The sequence below is a fragment of the Sanguibacter sp. 25GB23B1 genome, from assembly GCF_040012415.1.
GTDB lineage: Bacteria > Actinomycetota > Actinomycetes > Actinomycetales > Cellulomonadaceae > Sanguibacter.
The window spans coordinates 1-17,131 of the sequence record NZ_JBDYKL010000034.1 but is presented as its reverse complement, the minus strand read 5'-3'; the positions used below and the strand labels follow the sequence as shown (position 1 = coordinate 17,131).

General features: G+C 66.9%; 19 protein-coding genes. 9 read left to right on the top strand and 10 right to left on the bottom strand.

Annotation, left to right across the window (positions count from 1 at the left end; all coding sequences use genetic code 11):
* Window positions 1-48 precede the first annotated feature (48 nt).
* The 4 genes from ABKW26_RS16240 (at window position 49) to ABKW26_RS16225 (ending at window position 3,205) form a co-directional block, all read left to right on the top strand.
* Window positions 49-843: a prolipoprotein diacylglyceryl transferase gene (locus ABKW26_RS16240; RefSeq protein ID WP_348594996.1), complete on the top strand. Its 795-nt coding sequence runs from the start codon at window positions 49-51 to the stop codon at window positions 841-843.
* A 164-nt stretch (window positions 844-1,007) separates the two neighbouring features.
* On the top strand, window positions 1,008-1,280 hold the full coding sequence (locus ABKW26_RS16235; protein ID WP_348594994.1) for a DUF2933 domain-containing protein: 273 nt from the start codon (window positions 1,008-1,010) through the stop codon (window positions 1,278-1,280).
* 304 nt (window positions 1,281-1,584) lie between these two features.
* Window positions 1,585-1,881 (top strand): hypothetical protein, encoded by a 297-nt coding sequence (locus ABKW26_RS16230; RefSeq protein WP_348594992.1) that lies wholly within the window; start codon window positions 1,585-1,587, stop codon window positions 1,879-1,881.
* A 169-nt stretch (window positions 1,882-2,050) separates the two neighbouring features.
* Complete coding sequence (locus ABKW26_RS16225) at window positions 2,051-3,205, top strand: YncE family protein (protein WP_348594991.1); 1,155 nt, start codon at window positions 2,051-2,053, stop codon at window positions 3,203-3,205.
* 707 nt (window positions 3,206-3,912) lie between these two features.
* Here ABKW26_RS16225 and ABKW26_RS16220 read toward each other — a convergent pair.
* The 3 genes from ABKW26_RS16220 to ABKW26_RS16210 are packed head-to-tail and all read right to left on the bottom strand — an operon-like array spanning window position 3,913 to window position 5,785.
* Window positions 3,913-4,539, bottom strand: coding sequence for a peroxiredoxin family protein (locus tag ABKW26_RS16220; RefSeq protein ID WP_348594990.1), 627 nt, complete (start codon window positions 4,537-4,539; stop codon window positions 3,913-3,915).
* Complete coding sequence (locus ABKW26_RS16215; protein WP_348594988.1) at window positions 4,536-5,483, bottom strand: cytochrome c biogenesis CcdA family protein; 948 nt, start codon at window positions 5,481-5,483, stop codon at window positions 4,536-4,538. The genes ABKW26_RS16220 and ABKW26_RS16215 overlap by 4 nt, the downstream gene beginning before the upstream one ends.
* Window positions 5,484-5,485: 2 nt before the next feature.
* Window positions 5,486-5,785, bottom strand: a complete 300-nt coding sequence (locus ABKW26_RS16210) for a glutaredoxin (RefSeq protein WP_348594987.1) — start codon at window positions 5,783-5,785, stop codon at window positions 5,486-5,488.
* A gap of 149 nt (window positions 5,786-5,934) precedes the next feature.
* Between ABKW26_RS16210 and ABKW26_RS16205 the strand changes: the two genes are divergently transcribed.
* The 3 genes from ABKW26_RS16205 (at window position 5,935) to ABKW26_RS16195 (ending at window position 8,928) form a co-directional block, all read left to right on the top strand.
* A complete protein-coding gene (locus tag ABKW26_RS16205; RefSeq protein WP_348595038.1) occupies window positions 5,935-6,660 on the top strand; it encodes a response regulator transcription factor in 726 nt (241 codons plus the stop codon).
* Window positions 6,661-6,725: 65 nt separating this feature from the next.
* Window positions 6,726-7,781, top strand: a complete 1,056-nt coding sequence (locus ABKW26_RS16200; protein ID WP_348594985.1) for a HAMP domain-containing sensor histidine kinase — start codon at window positions 6,726-6,728, stop codon at window positions 7,779-7,781.
* Window positions 7,782-8,175: 394 nt separating this feature from the next.
* The gene (locus ABKW26_RS16195; RefSeq protein WP_348594984.1) at window positions 8,176-8,928 is read left to right on the top strand and encodes a class I SAM-dependent methyltransferase; all 753 of its coding nucleotides are present in this window, start codon (window positions 8,176-8,178) and stop codon (window positions 8,926-8,928) included.
* Between the two features lie 137 nt (window positions 8,929-9,065).
* Here ABKW26_RS16195 and ABKW26_RS16190 read toward each other — a convergent pair whose 3' ends face one another.
* From ABKW26_RS16190 to ABKW26_RS16160, 7 genes are all read right to left on the bottom strand, one after another.
* Window positions 9,066-9,407, bottom strand: coding sequence for a metalloregulator ArsR/SmtB family transcription factor (locus tag ABKW26_RS16190; protein WP_348594982.1), 342 nt, complete (start codon window positions 9,405-9,407; stop codon window positions 9,066-9,068).
* A gap of 5 nt (window positions 9,408-9,412) precedes the next feature.
* Complete coding sequence (locus ABKW26_RS16185; RefSeq protein WP_348594981.1) at window positions 9,413-10,657, bottom strand: MFS transporter; 1,245 nt, start codon at window positions 10,655-10,657, stop codon at window positions 9,413-9,415.
* Between the two features lie 778 nt (window positions 10,658-11,435).
* Window positions 11,436-11,960 carry a signal peptidase II gene (locus ABKW26_RS16180; protein ID WP_348594979.1) on the bottom strand — a complete coding sequence of 175 codons (525 nt, stop codon included), beginning with the start codon at window positions 11,958-11,960 and terminating at the stop codon, window positions 11,436-11,438.
* On the bottom strand, window positions 11,957-12,568 hold the full coding sequence (locus ABKW26_RS16175) for a cadmium resistance transporter (protein ID WP_348594977.1): 612 nt from the start codon (window positions 12,566-12,568) through the stop codon (window positions 11,957-11,959). The genes ABKW26_RS16180 and ABKW26_RS16175 overlap by 4 nt, the downstream gene beginning before the upstream one ends.
* Window positions 12,568-14,484 (bottom strand): cation-translocating P-type ATPase, encoded by a 1,917-nt coding sequence (locus ABKW26_RS16170; RefSeq protein ID WP_348595036.1) that lies wholly within the window; start codon window positions 14,482-14,484, stop codon window positions 12,568-12,570. Before ABKW26_RS16170 ends, ABKW26_RS16175 begins: the two co-directional genes overlap by 1 nt.
* Window positions 14,481-14,840 (bottom strand): metalloregulator ArsR/SmtB family transcription factor, encoded by a 360-nt coding sequence (locus tag ABKW26_RS16165; RefSeq protein ID WP_348594976.1) that lies wholly within the window; start codon window positions 14,838-14,840, stop codon window positions 14,481-14,483. Before ABKW26_RS16165 ends, ABKW26_RS16170 begins: the two co-directional genes overlap by 4 nt.
* A gap of 278 nt (window positions 14,841-15,118) precedes the next feature.
* The gene (locus tag ABKW26_RS16160; RefSeq protein WP_348594974.1) at window positions 15,119-15,451 is read right to left on the bottom strand and encodes a YnfA family protein; all 333 of its coding nucleotides are present in this window, start codon (window positions 15,449-15,451) and stop codon (window positions 15,119-15,121) included.
* 302 nt (window positions 15,452-15,753) lie between these two features.
* Here ABKW26_RS16160 and ABKW26_RS16155 point away from each other — a divergent pair, with 302 nt between their 5' ends.
* Together ABKW26_RS16155 and ABKW26_RS16150 are read left to right on the top strand one after the other, a co-directional pair.
* Window positions 15,754-16,389, top strand: a complete 636-nt coding sequence (locus ABKW26_RS16155; RefSeq protein ID WP_348594973.1) for a hypothetical protein — start codon at window positions 15,754-15,756, stop codon at window positions 16,387-16,389.
* A gap of 282 nt (window positions 16,390-16,671) precedes the next feature.
* Window positions 16,672-17,131 (top strand): copper resistance CopC family protein (locus tag ABKW26_RS16150; protein WP_348594972.1); only part of this gene is annotated, 460 nt, incomplete at its 3' end.

Here is a 17,131-nt window from a genome sequence, read left to right as displayed (position 1 = left end):
TCGGATCCGGCAGCAGGCCAGTCGCCGCGCCCGCGGACGGAGACGAACGTGCAACCTGTGCTGTTCTCGATCCTGGGCGTTGACGTCCAGACCTACGGTCTGAGCAAGGCTCTCGCAGCGCTGGCAGGGGCGTATCTGCTCGGCCGCGCCTTCGAACGTCAGGGCCTGAAGAAGGACTCGGCCCACTCGTTGGTGCTGTGGGCGACCGTCTGGGGCTTCGTCGGGGCGAAGATCTACTTCCTGCTCGAGCAAGGCGGTGGGATCACCGTCCACGACCTCGGCGGGATGGGGTTCACCTGGTACGGCGGCCTGGTCGGTGGAGTGCTCTCTGCACTGGTCGTCATCCACCGTCACCGCTTGCCGCTCGGTGTCGTCGCTGGCGCCATCGCCGTGCCCCTCACCGTCGCTTACGGGATCGGCCGGCTCGGCTGCTTCTTCTCCGGTGATGGCACCTACGGTGAGCCGTCGTCGCTGCCGTGGGCGATGACGTTCCCCAACGGCGTGGTGGCCACCACGGTCCCGGTCCACCCGACCCCGCTGTATGAGGTGTTGGCTGCCGTGGGGATCGCCGCGGCGCTGTGGGCGCTGGGCAGGCGGTGGAAGCCCGTAGCCGTCTTCGGGGCGTACCTCGTCCTGAGTGGCGCCGCCCGCTTCCTTGTCGAGATCGTCCGCGTCAACGACCCTGCCCTGCTCGGGCTCACCCAGCCTCAGCTGTGGTCCATCGTCTCGGTCCTGGCAGGAGCCGTCCTCCTCGCCCGCACTCGCCCGATCCGCGTCACCGCTGACCGGGGGTCGGGCGCACCGCACCGCCCGACCCACCTCACGGAGACGGCTGACGCCTGAGACGGCACCTCCGGGTTACGCACGACGATCTTCAGCGATTCTTCGTCACTTCTGCATCTGCACGCACGGGTGGGACCCGCAGCCTGGTGAGGTCAGCAGTTGACGTCGACGGCTTCGCGAACGACGTCGCAACACGCACAACGAGAGAAATCTGGGTGAGAACGATGAACAAGCAGGGTCACAATCACGGTGGGAAGTCCCACCTCCTGGGAATGCTGGGCATCGCCGCAGTGGTGGTAGTCGTCCTGCTCGCCGCTGGACGCTCCTTCAGTGAAGCGCTCCCTCTGGCCGCCGTACTGGCCTGCCCGTTGATGATGGTCGGGATGATGTTCATGATGAGGAAGGGGCACGACAAGTCCGACCACGACACCACAGAACCACCGGCCCTGACCCCGACCTCGTCGGCGCCGAGCAGCTCGGCGCATCAGAGCCACTGAGGCGCCTTGCGATCCGACGGCGCCGACGCCGCCTGGGTCGACACCTGCGAACGGGCGGTGGAGATGCCGGCCGAGGGGACACTGTGACGCCTGCCGCCTCGGTGTCTGCCTGCCCCGTTTGCTTCGGTGGTTCTTCATCGCTCGTGCCCCGTTTCCAAGCACCGTGAGGGTCAGAATCGACATGAGCACGACACACTTGTCCCACCCAGTCCCCGCCGCCACCCCCGACGCGACCCCGCCGCCTGCGGAACGCGTACGACGCCGCACCGTCTGGACGGTCATCACCGGAGCTCTAGGCGCGGTGATGGGACTCGTTCCTCACGTGCTCCACCACGTCGGCCCCCTCGTCGGCACGGCCCTGGTGACGGGAGTGGGCGGCACAGCCCTGTTCGGCGCCCTTGGCCTGACTGCCTCCGTGCCGATGCTGCTCAAGCTCAGACGGCGCTTCGCCAGCTGGTGGGCACCGGCTTTCGCGCTGATCGTCTTCACCGGGATGTTCGCGCTGTCCTCGTTCGTCATCGGACCCCAGATCAGCGGCGAGAGCGAACCAGCGGACACGGTCGTCAACGACACCGGCGAGCACGACGTCCACCACGAGTGACCTCGACCCCACGCGGGCCGTCCTGGTGGCCCAGACCGTACCGGCACGCCCGGCAGCGCCACCGCATTAAACCGAATCTTCATCGGGTCAACACAGTCGGACCGGGCTACAACCCGGAGAGTGGCCGTGGGCCGTAGGGTCCGGCTTGCCGATAGCTCGAGGAGCACACATGAGAAGGTCCGTCACCCGCAAGGTCATGATCGGGATGGTCACCGCAACGGGATCGGTCGTTCTGGCCGCGTGCGGTCAGAGCACCACGCCACCAGAGGCGGGGTCGACCGCAACCCAGGGCGACGTCACAATCGCACAAGGGACCGTCACGGGAACGATCTGGGTCGCCAACGAAGACGGTGGCACCCTGAGCGCCATCGACGCCCAGACCAGCGAGGTCGTGGCCACCATCGAGGGCGTGGACAGCCCCCACAACGTCCAGGCCAGTCCGGACGGTTCGACGGTCTGGGCAGTCAGCGGCCACAAGAACGCACTCGTCGCCATCGATGCAGCGTCCCTGACGCTGACAGGCACCGCTGCCACCGGTGCAGGGCCGGCGCACGTGGTCGTGAGCCCAGACGGAACACAGACGTACGTGACGAACTCTGGCGAAGACACTCTCAGTGGCTACCGGTCCGCGGACCTCGAGCCGCTGGGACAGGTTGAGCTGAGCGCGGGTCCTCACGGACTGCGGCCCACCGCGGACGGCACAACGCTGGTGATCGCGAACACCGCCGAGGGCACTATCGATGTCGTGGACACCGCGACGCTGTCCGTCACAGCCACCATCCCGGTCGGCGACTCCCCCGTGCAAGTGGCTGTCGCCGGTGACGGCCAGTACGCGTACGTCAGCCTGGCCGGCGACAGCGCGGTAGCAAAGGTCGATCTGGCCAGCCGAGCCGTCGTTGCGACGGTCGCGGTTCCCACCGCTCCCGTGCAGCTATACCTGACGGCCGACGGGACCAAGTTGCTCTCCGCCGACCAAGGCACCAACGATGACCCGGGCGACACGGTCTCGGTGATTGACCCCGCAGACATGTCGTTGACAGCGAGCATCGAGACGGGCGCCGGGCCTCACGGAGTAGTGATCGACCCGACCGGCACCCTGGCGTGGGTGACGAACCTCTACGACGACACCGTTTCCGTCTTGGACCTCACCACCAATGAGGCGGTCGCTACCATCCCTGTTGGGGACAAGCCCAACGGGATCTCCTTCAGTCCCCAGACCCCGTCCTGGTCCGCGCCGAAGACCGTCGAGATCACCGTCCCGGACTATGCCGACAGCGGCGAGACGACAGACGAGCACGCCGAGGATGGCGAGAAGCACGACTAGCCCCTGCGGGCCGTGATGTTGGTGACCCGACAGGATCTTCTCGACACCCGACTGCTGGGATCTCCCGACGCTCGCAACTTCCTGCTCCACCCGGCGTGGACACTGCGCCGGGTGGAGCATTTCCAGCATCACCCGATCACCGCATCGCGATCGAGGCCGGGAATCGCCCACCAAGAAACGAATTTCGGCCCCAACGATCCCGTCAGCGACCAACTCTGATCGCCTGGTCCATCACCCGCCCGTCAGCCCCATGATCACCGAACGGAGTGGGTGAGCGGCTCGAAGGTCTGCGCTGGACGTTCCAGTTGGACCGCTCGGCAGATTCACCATGGGCTCATGCACACGGGCGGGCACCAACTCACCACCGATGACGGGCGCACCGTGGCTGCGGTACCCGGGGATCTCAAGCGCCGCGACGTCAACTCATCGTCTCCACCTACCGAACCGTCAGATGGATCGTGGCCCCCAACGGTGTCCGCCCCGTTGCGTCTGGGCGGTCCCTGGTGTCCCGTGCGCGGCTGAGCGGTTGACAGCGAGGACTTGCCTCGTTGAGCTGCTGCGATCCCGTCGCGATGGGTCGCTTGCGCTCGGTCGAGCACGGCGCTGGACCGAGCCTGGCTGTAGGACGAAGGACATCGCAGAGCGTGTCCATCCTGGGTGCCTACTCCGCAGGATGGACAGCAGAGGAGCGGTTGCCCTGCGGCGTGTCACAACCTGCTGGTGACCTCTTCGAGAAGCTCGTCCGGCTCGAGCCACATCGAGGGGTAGTTGCCGTACCACTTCTGGACGCCGTCGGCGTCGATCAGGATGAATCCGTGGCCGGGCAGGCCCTCGTGCATCCCTGTTCCGAGGGTGTCGTAGGCATCGGAGACTGTTCCGTCGTCAATGAGGAACGGGGTGGTCACCCCGAGCCTGGTGCGCTCGGCGTTGATCTGCTCAGCGGAGTTCATGACGATCGGCAGGACGGTGATGCCCGCCTCGGCGAACTCAGGGTTCTGCTCGATCTTCTGCATCTGCAACAGGCATGCGTCGCAGCCGGCTCCCTCGTTGAAGTAGAGCACGACAGGCTCACCCCGGTAGTCGGCGAGCGACACCACGGATCCGTCGGAGGCGGGCAGCGTGAAGTCTGGGGCTTGACGCGCGTCGGCGGACTCGGTAGGGCCCGCGTTGAGGAGGGCCAAGGTGACGACGATTGCGATGACCAGCAGCGCGGCACCCCACAGTGCCCAGCTGCGCCGCTGGCGGCGCCGTGCTTGGGCTGCCTGCATCACCTGGATCTCGTGCAGGGCGTGCTGGCGTTCATTGAGGCGCCGGGTGGCGTTGGCGGAGGTCATCGTGGGATCTCTTCCTCGGTCGAGATGGCGTGGCACGCCGGCACCGTGTCGACGGCCTCCGGCGTGCTCGGGGTACGGGGAGTGCGTCGGCGTCCGGTGAGCGTCGCCCACACGAACGCGCCGGCGACGGCGAGCAAGAGCAAGCCGAGAATGGGCTCAGGTACCGGTGACAACCACTCCTGGACGGATCCGAAGACAGTGGTCAGAGCCCGGCTGGCGCGGTCCTGGACGGCCGATCCGCCGGTCATCTGCTCGCTTCCTGCCAGGGCGATGATGAATCCGCCCATCACTGCGAAGCCCACCGCGACGGCGATGTTCAGGGTGTTGGTGACTAGGGCGCGTCCAGCTATGCGCATCTTGATGACCTTCGCGCGCATGATCTTCTTGTCTCCCAGGTTCGCCTTGTCCCAGATCAGCGCCATGACGAACAGTGGGAAGACCATCCCGAACACGTAGGCCACACCCAGGGTGAAGCCTCCGATCGGGGATCCCGACAGCACCGAGAGAGTCATGACGCCAGCGAGGACCGGCGCGCAGCAGCTCGAGGCGATACCCGAGAACACACCGAGGGAGAAGAAGCTCGCGGTGTCTCCGCGGGTGGTGTCTGGCGCACGCAGGAAAGACGGTAGTGACCACATCCGCCCGGAGAATGCCAGGATCGCCAGGGCGATCATGAGGGCCCCGCCGGCGTAGTAGAGGGGTGCGTGGTAGCGGGCGATCGCGCCCGCCAGCAGGCTCATGCCGAGAGTGATCGGGATCAAGACCAGGCCGAGGCCTGCGGCGAACACAAACGTCAACGGCAGCAGCCGCCACCGACGGTTCTTCACGGCGCCAGCGAGATAGCTCGGTGCGAGGAACACGATGCAGCAGGGGGCGAACAGTGCGACCCCGCCGGCGAAGAATGCCGCCAGGACGCTCCCGGTGGTCAGCAGCTCGGTTCCCACGGTCAGACCGCCCCGGTGAGGGGGCGCGCGCCCACGCGGAGCTCGAGTGCTTTCACGAGCTTTTTGCGAGGCAGCCGTCCGGAACTGAAGAAGACACCGTCGAGCAGCACGAGGGGGTTCATCGCCGGGCGGTGCTCGGCAACGAGTCGGCGCCCCTCGGGAGAGTCGATCTCGATGCTGCGCACGTCGAGCGAGTACTGCACTGCCAGAACACCCAGGGCCTCCTCGGCGTCCAGGCAGAAGTGACACGCCGGTGCGTGCACAACGGTCACCACGAAGGGTGCAGCGGGTTCGGTGGGCACGGACGCTCCTTGAGATGCGGACCAGAGGCCCACAGCCTCACGTCGCAACCCCGAACTCATGGTGGTGTCTGCGTCAAGATTCGATGAATGGTCGACGGCGCCCTGCTCTGCTGGTTCGGAACCAGCGCGGGCGCGCTCAGAATGGAGCCATGGACACACACCTGCCCGTGGTCTCAGGGCATCGCGCGGTCGTCGTCGATGATGAGGAGGCTCTGAGCCGCGTCGTCGCGGACTACCTCGAGCGGGACGGGTTCGAGACGCATCTGTGCTCCGACGGCGCACAGGCCGTGGAGCTCATTCGCCAGGTCGACCCCGACGTTGTCGTGCTGGACCTGGGCCTGCCCGGGGTGGACGGAGTCGAGGTCTGCCGTCAGCTGCGCACGTTCTCCGACTGCTACGTCATCATGCTGACCGCTCGGGCAGAGGAGATCGACATCCTCATCGGCCTGTCGGTGGGCGCGGACGACTACATGACCAAGCCGTTCAGCCCACGTGAGCTCGTCGCCCGGATCGCGGCGCTGCGGCGTCGACCCCGCCGGGCGCCTGTGACCCCCGAGGGAGGTGCAGGCTCGCAGGTGATCGTGATCGGCACGCTGACCCTTGACGTGGCGGCCCGCGAGGTCCGGGTGGAGGGGGACCTTGTCGATCTGACGCGCACGGAATTCGACGTTCTGGCAGCCCTGGCATCGCGACCCGGCATGGTGTTCAGCAGGCGTGTCCTGATCGAGAAGGTCTGGGGCGAGGGATGGGTGGGCGACGAGCACCTGGTCGACGTGCACGTCCTGCACGTGCGTCAGAAGCTGGGTGACAGCGCCGACCGACAGACATTCGTCCGGACCGTACGCGGCGTCGGATACCGCATCGGACCCGGCTGATGATTCCCGCTCGACCACGCTCTTTAGCTCTGCGGGGACTCGCCCCGCGACTCCTGGTCGCCATCATGTTGGTCCTGGCCACGGGTGCGGTCACCGCATGGGTGGTCGCCTCGGTCATCGGGCCCGCCCTGTTCCACGATCACATGCTGCGCGCCCAGCTGAGCGACCCTGATATGGCCGTGCTGCATGCCGAGGAAGCGTTTCGTTCGGCCAGCACCCTGACTTTAATTTTCGCACTGGCTGCCGCAGGCCTTGCATCGATGATGGTCTCAGTGCTCCTGGCGCGCCGGATCTCTCGTTCCTTGGCAGCGTTCTCCTTGGCGGCCGCGGACGTCGGGATCGGCCTGTATGCATCGCGCATCTCGGCGCCAGGCATCGGCACCGAGTTCGACACAGTCGCGGCATCTTTCAACCAGATGGCCGAACGGCTACAGGACAGCGAACGGCTTCGCGGGCGCCTCATGGCAGACGTCGCGCACGAGGTGCGCACACCCGTAGCAACCATCAGTGCCTACCTCGAAGCACTTGAGGACGGCATCCAAACCCTCGACGAGGCCACGACCGCCGTCTTGCGCGAGCAAGCCGCCCGCCTGACCCGCTTGTCTCTGGACCTGTCTGCGGTCACCCGCGCGGAGAGCGGTGACCTGGCTCTCGAGCGAGAACCCGTCCACCCCGGCGAGCTGGTGACTGCTGCTGTCAGCGCGGGTCGTGAACGAGCAGCAGCGCAGTCCGTGCACCTCCAGAGCGACATCGACGAGGACCTGCCCCAGATCCATGTCGACCGCCTGCGGATGGCGCAGATCCTCGACAACCTCGTCGCGAACGCGATCAGACACACGCCACCGGGAGGCACCGTCACCGTTCATTCCTCCAGGGCCCCCGCCGGCTGCATCAACCTCTCTGTCCGGGACACAGGCGAAGGCATCGCGGCAGAGCACCTACCGCACCTCTTCGAGCGCTTCTACCGCGCGGACACCGCGCGCGACCGGGCCCATGGTGGATCCGGGATCGGTCTGGCGATCTCCCAAGCACTCGCCGTCGCCCACGGTGGAACGATCACCGCGGCAAGCGCGGGTCCGGGAACCGGAAGCGAGTTCAGCCTGACCTTGCCTGCGGCCTGAACCGGAGCAGTACCTGGGGTACGGGCGATCCTTTCAGCGGCGCCGGCCGCGGGCTGGACCGAGCAACGGTGATACCCCACCGGACGGTGGGGCAACGTCGTCGGTCGTTGGATGTGTCTCAACGCCCCTCGGCGGCGCCCCGGCGGGATAGAGCCGGATGATCGCCCACACGACAACCGTCACGAACAGCACCAACAAGGCGATGGCGACCCAGCTGCCGATTCCCAGACTCATCCACCACCTGTCCATCCACTCCCCCGCTCCACGGCGATCTCGAACTCGTTGGTTCAGCGTCCCACCGCCAGATCAACGTCCGATTGACTCGGCATAGAGGACCGCTGAATTGCCTCACCAGTGCGTGACGCCACAGCACCTTCTGACGGACACTCAAGGGATGGAACCGCGGCAGAACGACCACGAAGCGGCGTACTGGGACCAGTGGAACGCCCTCAACAGGGAAACCGGTCGAGGCGAGGTCTCCGTGGATCAGGGCCGCGTCGTCCGGACCTGGCTCGGTTTGCTGGGGCGCCGAGATCTCCGCATCCTCGAGGTCGGGTGCGGAGCCGGCTGGTTTGTCGACCAGCTCGTCACCTACGGGGAGGTCACCGGCGTCGACATCAGCTCGACAGTCCTCGAACGAGCCAGACTCCGCACCCCGCAGGCAACCTTCATCACAGGCGACGTCATGGACATCGACCTGGCCCCTTCGTCGTTCGACGTCGTCATCGGACTGGAGGTGCTCTCGCACGTCGCTGACCACGAAGCCTTCGTCCGACGCCTCGCTGAGGTCCTCGTCGACGACGGACACCTCTTCCTCGCCACACAGAACCGCCCGGTGCTCCAAGATCACTGCACGATCCCACCGGCCCACCCGGATGCTCGACGAAAGTGGTTCTCAGCCGATGAACTCGTCGACCTCGTCACGGACCACTTCAGCGTCCAGACCCTTCGCAGCGTGACGCCCACCGCACACCACGGATACCGTCACTACCCTGCTTCACCTCGCATCCGTCGCGCCCTAGAACGCACCCTCGGCACGTCCGCCGCTCGGGCATGGTCATGGCCCATGGAACGAGCCGGATGGGGCTTCACGCTCATGCTGCACGCACGCAAGACCCCCACTTCACCGATCAAGGAGCAGCATTGAGGGCACCCGCCACTGGCCGACGGTGCGCGCATCGTTGACGGCTTGGCTGACCACGCGAGTCGTCCTCGTGGTGGCGACCACCGCAAGCCCTGATCGGTACTTCCGTGGGAAGGGCAAACCTGCTGGTGGTCGCAGTGTCAGGTGTGGTGCGGGGGGTGGTCATAACGAAGGTGCTCGGCTTGGTGCAGCACGTTGCGCACGAGCGCGTCGACGTGCTCGTTGGCGTGCCGGTAGTAGACGGTGACGCCGTCGCGGCGGGTGTGCACCAGGTGTCCGGCGCGCAGCTTGGCCAGGTGCTGGGACACCGCGGGAACGGGACGGTCGAGCTCCTCGGCGATCGCCCCGACCGAGAGCTCACGGTCGTGCAAGGCGTCGAGGATCGACAGGCGGGTGCGGTCAGCGAGCAGGCGCAAGACATCCACAGCGGTATCGAGGTCGGCGCTCGAGCGGCCGACTGCCTGTGATGCCTCGGTGGTCACGCTTCTCAGCCTGCCACATCGGTCACCGGCACCGGCGCGGGCTGGTGTGCGGCGCGCGGCCAGAGCGCAGCTGTGGCGAGGGTGGCCGCGGTAGACACGGCGGCGAGCACGAGGGCGGCCGACTGGAGACCGAGCCCGCCAAGCCACCCGGCCAGCGGGTAGGTGATGAGCCAGCACGCGTGCGACAGAGAGAACTGGGCGGCGAACACCGCCGGCTGGTCACGTTCAGGCGTGCAGCGGGTGATGATCCGGCCCACCGGGGTTTCCGCGGCCGCCCACCCGGCCCCCACGAGGACGAACAGGACGCCGGTCAGCGCGAGGCCCGTGGTGCCCGGCACCGCCAGGACCAAGGCGATTCCGGCGGTCGCGACGGTCAGCATGGCTGCCCCGCCAAGCATCAGCGCGCGCTCGGGCAGCGCGTCCAGGGCGCGCGGCAGGAGCACCGCCACGACGATCGACCCGGCACCCAGGCACGCGATCAGCACGGCGGCGACCCCCTCCCCGCGCTCGAACACCGTGCGGGCGATGACCACGTACTGCACCAGGACGTAGGCGCCGCCGGCCGCAACCGCGAGGTTGAGCGCCAGGACGGCGCGCAGCGCCGGGGTGCGGATCATGAGCTCCATCCCGCGCCGCACCCGTACGCCGAAGGGCTGCGCCTCGACGTCGACCTCGAGCGGAGCGCGCCGCAGCGCGATGCGTGAGACCAGGACCGCAGAGACCGCGAACCCGGCCGCCGTCCCCACGAACAGCTGCGAGCTGGGGACCAGCAGCAGGAGCGCCGCGGCGAGCAGGGGTGAGAGGACCATCTCGAGATCCTCCGACATCCGCGACAACGACAGTGCCTGCGTGTACTGCCGCTCGTCGGGCAGCACCCGCGGCAACGCCGCCTGATACGTCGGGGTGTGCACCGCCGAGGCCGCCTGGAGCACCAACACGAGCACATAGACCTGCCAGACCGCCGACACCAGGGGCAGCCCGAGCACGACCACGACCCGCACCACATCCGCGGTGACCAGCACGACCCGCGGCGAGGCCGCGTGCACGACCGCTGCCGCAACCGGGGCAACCGCCACATAGGCAGCCATCTTGATCGCGAAGACCGTCCCAAGCACCAACCCCGCATCGGCACCGGCCAGGTCGTAAGCCAACAGACCAAGCGCGACCGTCGTCAGCCCGGTCCCCGCCAACGAAATCACCTGAGCCGTGAACAACTTCCGATAGGTCGGGTTGGCTAGCGTGCTCAACATGACCTCATAGTTGCATGCTTGCGCGCATATGCAATATTGCAGGCGCGCTAACTATCGCAGGTCCCAGCCACGTTGCGCGCCGACGGCGCACTCGTGGGTCACCAGTCGCCCACAAGCTCCAGGTCACACCTACAGATGGTGCAAGCACCATCCGCGAACGGGCGGCACCACCACCGCGACAGGCACGGATCCACATCTCTCACTCACCCGGCCCAGTGGTGCGAACCTATGTCCCACTACGCCACCAGTACGCAGGAACTAGGCGCCCACCTAGGGGCCACCACCTCGACACCTACGCACCACCTGATGGCCATGATCAGGCAAAGTTGAGGTCATGTTACATAGGTGGGCGAGCGTGCAAAGTAGGTTGCACGTCCACATTTCCTGTTGACGTGCAACGCAGATTGCACAGACACGCCGCTGCACTTTGCACGATCTCGGGCGTGTCGAGTCAGGTGTGCAAAGTAGATCGCCTATCTCTCTTCCGCGACCTTTCGGGATTTCCCGTGCCATCCAAGGGCGAGCGGGATCGGGTGCCAGCGATCGACCGCCCAGCGCATCTCTCAATGTGCCTCGCGGTACATAGGTCTCGGGCACGGGCCATGAGACACGACACGCCGATCCGGAGCGCGCCCGCCGTAGGTGTCTCATAGACGGTCGTCCACGGAACACCTGGATCCGGTTGCTGCCGTCGACTTTGACCTCGAGGGAGAACTAGGGGCCGTGGGAAGTAGTAGTGAGCAATCGCGATGCTGCCGCCGTGTGCGCTACAGCAGCGTCACTCTCCAGGCCGCTCGCGGAGCATGAGGAGCACTCCGGGGATCGCGACCGCGACGATCACGATGTCCGCAACGTTGCCGATGAACCAGTTGCCGTATGCCAGGAAGTCCACGACATGACCTCTAGTGAACCCTGGCTCGCGGAAGAGCCGGTCGCCGGCGTGCGAGGCGGCGGCTCCGCCGAGCGCACCGATCACGATCGCCCATCCGGGCCGCCGGACGCGGAAGGCGAAAACGACCGCGGCGACCGCGGCAACGACGGCCACCAGAGCGAACACCGGAGTGGAGCCTTCGCCGAAGGAGAAGGCCGCGCCGGGATTGTAGGCCAGTTGCAAGCCCAGAAGATTGCCGATCAAAGGGATGCGCTCGCCCTCGGTAAGTGTGGCTTCGGCCCAAACTTTGGTCCCTTGGTCGACGAGCACTACCAACGTGCCGAGCGTGAACGCTCCCACGGTGAGCTGCCAGCGCCGCGGCGGGGAAACTTCTCGCGCCTCAGGCTCGTGGCCGGTCTCGCGTGACGTCATGCGAGGACCTCGAAGAGCCGGAGGACGACGCCGGACTCCATCACAATGAACAGACCCAAGCCGATGAACACCGCGGGGACGAGCCAATGCTCGACCCGCTCCAACGCATCGGTGACGGCCTTGTGCGTTCCGATCAGCCGTCCCGCACCGCACCAGACGGCCACGAGGAGGAGGAACACCCCAATCATGACCGCGACGTCAGCGGGTGCGCTGGTGCGGAAGATCGGCGTATAGAGGGAGATGTTGTCGGCACCATTGGCGATCGTGATCCCGGCGACGCCCCACAACCCGACTGCAGTGATCTTCGCTTCTTCATCATCGTCATCAGCATGGTTGCGGCGTAGCCCGCGCACGAGCGTCCAGATGCCGATGGCGAGCGGGATCAGTCCAAGGAGCCCGACCCAGGCATCCGGGATAATCGTCAAGCCTAAAGCGGCCACCACGCTGATCACGACGAGGGTGATGAACCCGAGGTACTGCCCCGCGACGATCTGCCATGGTCTCGGCTTGCCCCGACGAGAGGCGAGGAACAGCACCATGAGCACGACGATGTCATCGATGTTGGTCGCGGCGAACAGGCCGATCGCCGACCCGATGGTCGCGAGCATCAGCTGTCCATCCGCGGCGTGCGGGTTCGGGCGGCGCGCAGCCCGTTGATGATCACGACTACCTCGGCGACCTCGTGGACGAGGACCACGGTAGCGAGTCCCAGAGCTCCGAAGAGGGCCAGTGGGAGAAGCACGGTAATGATCAACAGAGACAGGATGATGTTCTGGTTGATGATGCGGCGTCCTCGGCGGGCGTGGTCGAACGCGCGGGGGATGAGACGCAGATCGTGACCGGTGAACGCGATATCGGCGGACTCGATCGCAGCGTCCGACCCGGTCGCGCCCATCGCGATACCGATGTCCGCGGCTGCGAGTGCGGGCGCGTCGTTGATGCCATCGCCGATCATCGCGACCACCCCTGTCCGAGAGAACACTCCGATCGCAGCGGCCTTGTCCTCAGGGCGCAGCTCGGCGCGCACGTCGTCGATCCCTGCCTGCGCAGCCAGAGCCCGGGCGGTGCGCGCGTTGTCACCGGTGAGCATCGTGACGCCGACACCCTGAGCTGCGAGGGTGTGGACGACCTCGGGAACCTCGAGGCGCAGTTCGTCCCGGACGCCGATCGCGGCGACCGGTGTCCCGTCACGGTGCACGATCACGACGGTCATGCCTTGCTTTTCCAAGCCCTCGACCCGGTCGTTGAGCTCGCCGGCGTCGAGCCAGCGCGGGCTGCCGACGGTGATCTTCGAACCGTCGGCCGTACCTTCGACGCCATGCCCCGCTTGTTCGGTAACGTCCGCAGCGGCGATGACGCCCGGGGCGGCAGCGGTGATCGCCGCGGCGAGGGGATGTGTGCTGTGTTGCTCCAGTGCGGCCGCCCACGCGAGCACTTGCGCCTCGGACAGGCCGTCGACGGTGAGGACCGCGGTAACGACAGGCTCGTTGCGGGTGAGAGTGCCAGTCTTGTCAACGGCCACGTGCCGGACGGTGCCGAAACGTTCAAAGGCTGCACCAGATTTGATGATTACCCCGAATTTGCTGGCCGCGCCGATGCCGGCGACGACCGTCAACGGCACGGAGATCGCCAACGCGCAGGGCGAAGCTGCCACCAGCACGACGAGAGCGCGGGTTATCCACAGCTCCGGATCGCCCAGCAGTGAGCCGATGATCGCGACCAGCGCGGCGAGAATCAGAACACCGGGAACGAGTGGTCGGGCGATCTTGTCGGCGAGGCGGGCACGTTCACCCTTTGCGGTCTGCGCCTTCTCGACCAGCTCCACGATCGTGGTGAGCGAGTTGTCGGTTCCCGCCGCGGTCGTCTCGACCTCCAGCGCACCGGCACTGTTGATCGCGCCAGCCGACACCACGTCGCCGGGCTCGACTTCGACCGGGATCGACTCGCCAGTAATTGCCGAGGTGTCCAGACTGGAGCGTCCCGCCCGGACGACGCCGTCGGTCGCGATCCGCTCTCCCGGGCGGATCACCATCACCTGGCCGATAGTCAGTTCCTTCGCGGCAACCTCGACTGAAACCCCGTCTCGCAGCACGGTCGCGGTGTCCGGCACGAGCTTCAACAGCGCCCGCAGACCACCGCGGGCGCGATCCATCGCCTTGTCTTCCAGCGCCTCGGCGATGGAGTACAGGAACGCCAGCGCGGCCGCCTCCTCGACGTAGCCGAGCAGGACGGCGCCGATCGCGCTGATCGTCATCAGCGACCCGATACCGATCTTGCCCTTGAAGAGCTTCCGGACCGCGCCGGGCGTGAAGGTCGACGCACCCAGCAGCAGGCCGATCCAGAACAAGGCGAGCGCCCCGATCTCAGTTCCGGACCACTCAGAGATCAGACCCCCGAGAAGGGCAATACCGGAGAAGATCGGCACCAGGACACTGGGGTCCTTCCACCACGGCCGATCCACGCCCTCGACCTCCTCGCCTGCCGCCGCCGTAGTCTCATGCTCGCAACCACACGCCGCGCTCATGCGCCTGCTCCAGTCCCACAGCAGCCGGGCGCCGTGCACGCCGAATCCACGCACGGAGCCTGCTCGTCCACGGCGAGCGTCACGTCCACCAGAGCGGTGAGGGCTGCAGCGAGATGGGGGTCGGCGATCGCGTAGCGGGTCTGCCGTCCTTCCGGCTCTGCAACGACGATCCCGCAGTCTCGCAAGCACGTGAGGTGGTTCGAAACGTTCGAGCGGGTCAGCTCCAGCTCACGTGACAGCACAGCGGGGTAGCTTGGGCTGTCGAGAAGGGTCATCAAGATCCGGGAGCGCGTCGGGTCGGCCATGGCCCGGCCGAGCCGGTTCATGACGTCGAGGCGCGAAGAAATAGTCAGCATGTGCTGAACTATACAGCAGTTGCTGACCTGTTTTCGGCCGAACCGCCCACGGGACGCCCCGCGCGATGCGGCACCTCCATCGCGACCAACGGACCAACGAGTTCAGACCTGGAAAATCGACGCAGCGCACCAAAGACGCTGATCCGCCACTGAGCAGCCTTTGAACCGCGCCATTTAGCGATGCGAGTCACATCAACCACGGAAACGCGCCACCCCGGCCGGCGGCGCCGCCCAGCGGGCAGGAACCCGAGACGGCTCTAGCAGGGACTGCGGGAGGTCTAGTGGCGGGGGGCGTACATGATGATCGCGACGCCGAGCAGGCAGATCGCGGCTCCGGTGATGTCCCAGCGGTCGGGTTGGAACTTGTCGACGACCATGCCCCAGGCGAGGGAACCGGCGACGAAAATGCCGCCGTAGGCGGTGAGGATGCGCCCGAAATTCGCGTCGGGCTGCAACGTCGCGACGAACCCGTAAGCGCCCAGTGCCAGGACGCCCGCGCCGATCCACATCGCGCCGCGGTGCTCGCGGACCCCTTGCCAGATGAGCCAGGCGCCGCCGATCTCGGCGACGGCCGCGACGACGAACAGGAGCAGGGAGCGCAGCACGGTCATGCGGGCAGTTTCGCATGCGACGCAGCTGACGCCTGCGTGGTGCTCCATCAGCAGGCTGGCGGCGAACCAGTTGGCCTTGCCGCGGCCCGTCGGTGAAGCCGGTTCGGGTCAGGACTACGGCGGTGACCTTCGAGCGCCCGCAGGCGGGCCCGGAGCAGTAGACGACGGTGCGGCGTGCGTGCCATTTAGGATCTGAACATGGAGTTTGTTGGTCGTTGCGTCTTCGATGCTCCTTCTCGAGCGCTGATACACGTCGTTGAGCCCTGACGATGACGTCTTCGGCCTTGCCTGAGTGTCCCGACGTGTCGGCGAGCACGAGCGCTGTCCGGGCATCCAGGGGTCTCGGCGCGGCGGCCTTCTCGACGTTCGTCGCTCTGATCTCACATGTCCTGGCCGGTGGGGAGATCCCGGGCTTTCTCGGCATAGCCGTCCCTCTGGTGCTGGCTGCGCCGGCCTGCCTTGCCTTGGCACGGCTGCGACGGTCGTGGCTGAGGTTGTCGATCTCTGTGGGAGTGAGCCAACTCCTCTTTCACACGTTGTTCGTCCTAGGCACGACAGCCTCCGCGTCGGCTGACGTCGTCAACAGCGGCGGTCCGCACGCCGACCATGGCGCCCAGACCGCCCTCATCGTCGTGGCGGCGCGTGACCCGATGACTCACGTCAGCCACGGTGGCGCGGGGATGTGGGTGGCGCACGCTCTGGCCGGCCTCGTGACAATCGTGGTGCTGCAACGAGCCGAGGCCGTCCTGTCCCGGCTCGCTCGGCTTTCCGGACGTCTAGTCGGATTCCTCATTCGTGCCGAAGTCCGGCCTGTGGCACTGCCGACCCCCTCGCGCTCAACCGTGTCGAGCGATGCGGGGACCTGGATCGCGGTCGCCCGCTCGGTTGTCTCCGGCAGTGTGGTCCGTCGGGGCCCACCCGTCCTGTCGCCGATCTGATCACCCCACAGCACGCCCGCCGGGTGAGGCCCTCACGCCCCAAGCTCCCCTGCACCCCTGCACCCCTGACATAGCTGCGCACTGCGCCGCCAACGCGGCCCGCCGCCGACAGGACGTCCGCCTCTCTCGACGGAGCTGGGCGAACCTCGCCGGCATCCTCCCTGGCTCCGCTGCGCACAGACCCCGACTCGAAGGTTGTATCCGACATGACTGTCTTTTCACCGCGTGCCACCCTACGGACAGCCGGGATGGGAGCGCTCCTGGCGCTCCTCGTCACGGCCGGTGGCCGTCCCGCCGACGCACGTCACTCTGGACTTCTCTGACGACCTCTTGATCATCGGCCCGGCCGTCGTCGTCGCCGACGAGAGCGAGACTGACTGGGCCGCAGGTGAGCCCGTGGTCGACGGCTCAGTGGTCACCGTGCCCTTGGCCGACGATGTCCCTGGCGGGACATACGAAGTGCGCTGGCGAGTGGTGTCCTCCGATGGGCACCCAATCTCCGGGGTCATCCCCTTCACGATTGCGGACACCGTCCCGGACGAGCCGTCTGCGGTGGCCGCTCCCCCCGCCGTGACCCCCGATCCCACTCCGTCTACCACTCCCACCACCGAGGAAGCCACCGCTGCCGCCCCCACCGCCGCCACGTACCCGGGCTGGGTGAGACCGGTGATCATCAGCTCCGCCGGCGCCCTCGTCGCGATGATCCTCTTGTGGGTCGCGAAGCGCCTAGCGCGGCGGCGCG

Excerpts from the sequence above, each read along its gene's own strand:
- ABKW26_RS16180 (WP_348594979.1), bottom strand. The coding sequence starts at position 11,960 with ATGACGTCACGCGAGACCGGCCACGAGCCTGAGGCGCGAGAAGTTTCC.
- ABKW26_RS16230 (WP_348594992.1), top strand. The coding sequence starts at position 1,585 with ATGGGACTCGTTCCTCACGTGCTCCACCACGTCGGCCCCCTCGTCGGC.
- ABKW26_RS16175 (WP_348594977.1), bottom strand. The coding sequence starts at position 12,568 with ATGCTCGCGACCATCGGGTCGGCGATCGGCCTGTTCGCCGCGACCAAC.
- ABKW26_RS16220 (WP_348594990.1), bottom strand. The coding sequence starts at position 4,539 with ATGACCTCCGCCAACGCCACCCGGCGCCTCAATGAACGCCAGCACGCC.
- ABKW26_RS16160 (WP_348594974.1), bottom strand. The coding sequence starts at position 15,451 with ATGACCGTGCTGCGCTCCCTGCTCCTGTTCGTCGTCGCGGCCGTCGCC.
- ABKW26_RS16185 (WP_348594981.1), bottom strand. The coding sequence starts at position 10,657 with ATGTTGAGCACGCTAGCCAACCCGACCTATCGGAAGTTGTTCACGGCT.
- ABKW26_RS16225 (WP_348594991.1), top strand. The coding sequence starts at position 2,051 with ATGAGAAGGTCCGTCACCCGCAAGGTCATGATCGGGATGGTCACCGCA.
- ABKW26_RS16205 (WP_348595038.1), top strand. The coding sequence starts at position 5,935 with ATGGACACACACCTGCCCGTGGTCTCAGGGCATCGCGCGGTCGTCGTC.
- ABKW26_RS16200 (WP_348594985.1), top strand. The coding sequence starts at position 6,726 with ATGTTGGTCCTGGCCACGGGTGCGGTCACCGCATGGGTGGTCGCCTCG.
- ABKW26_RS16165 (WP_348594976.1), bottom strand. The coding sequence starts at position 14,840 with ATGCTGACTATTTCTTCGCGCCTCGACGTCATGAACCGGCTCGGCCGG.
- ABKW26_RS16170 (WP_348595036.1), bottom strand. The coding sequence starts at position 14,484 with ATGAGCGCGGCGTGTGGTTGCGAGCATGAGACTACGGCGGCGGCAGGC.
- ABKW26_RS16235 (WP_348594994.1), top strand. The coding sequence starts at position 1,008 with ATGAACAAGCAGGGTCACAATCACGGTGGGAAGTCCCACCTCCTGGGA.
- ABKW26_RS16195 (WP_348594984.1), top strand. The coding sequence starts at position 8,176 with ATGGAACCGCGGCAGAACGACCACGAAGCGGCGTACTGGGACCAGTGG.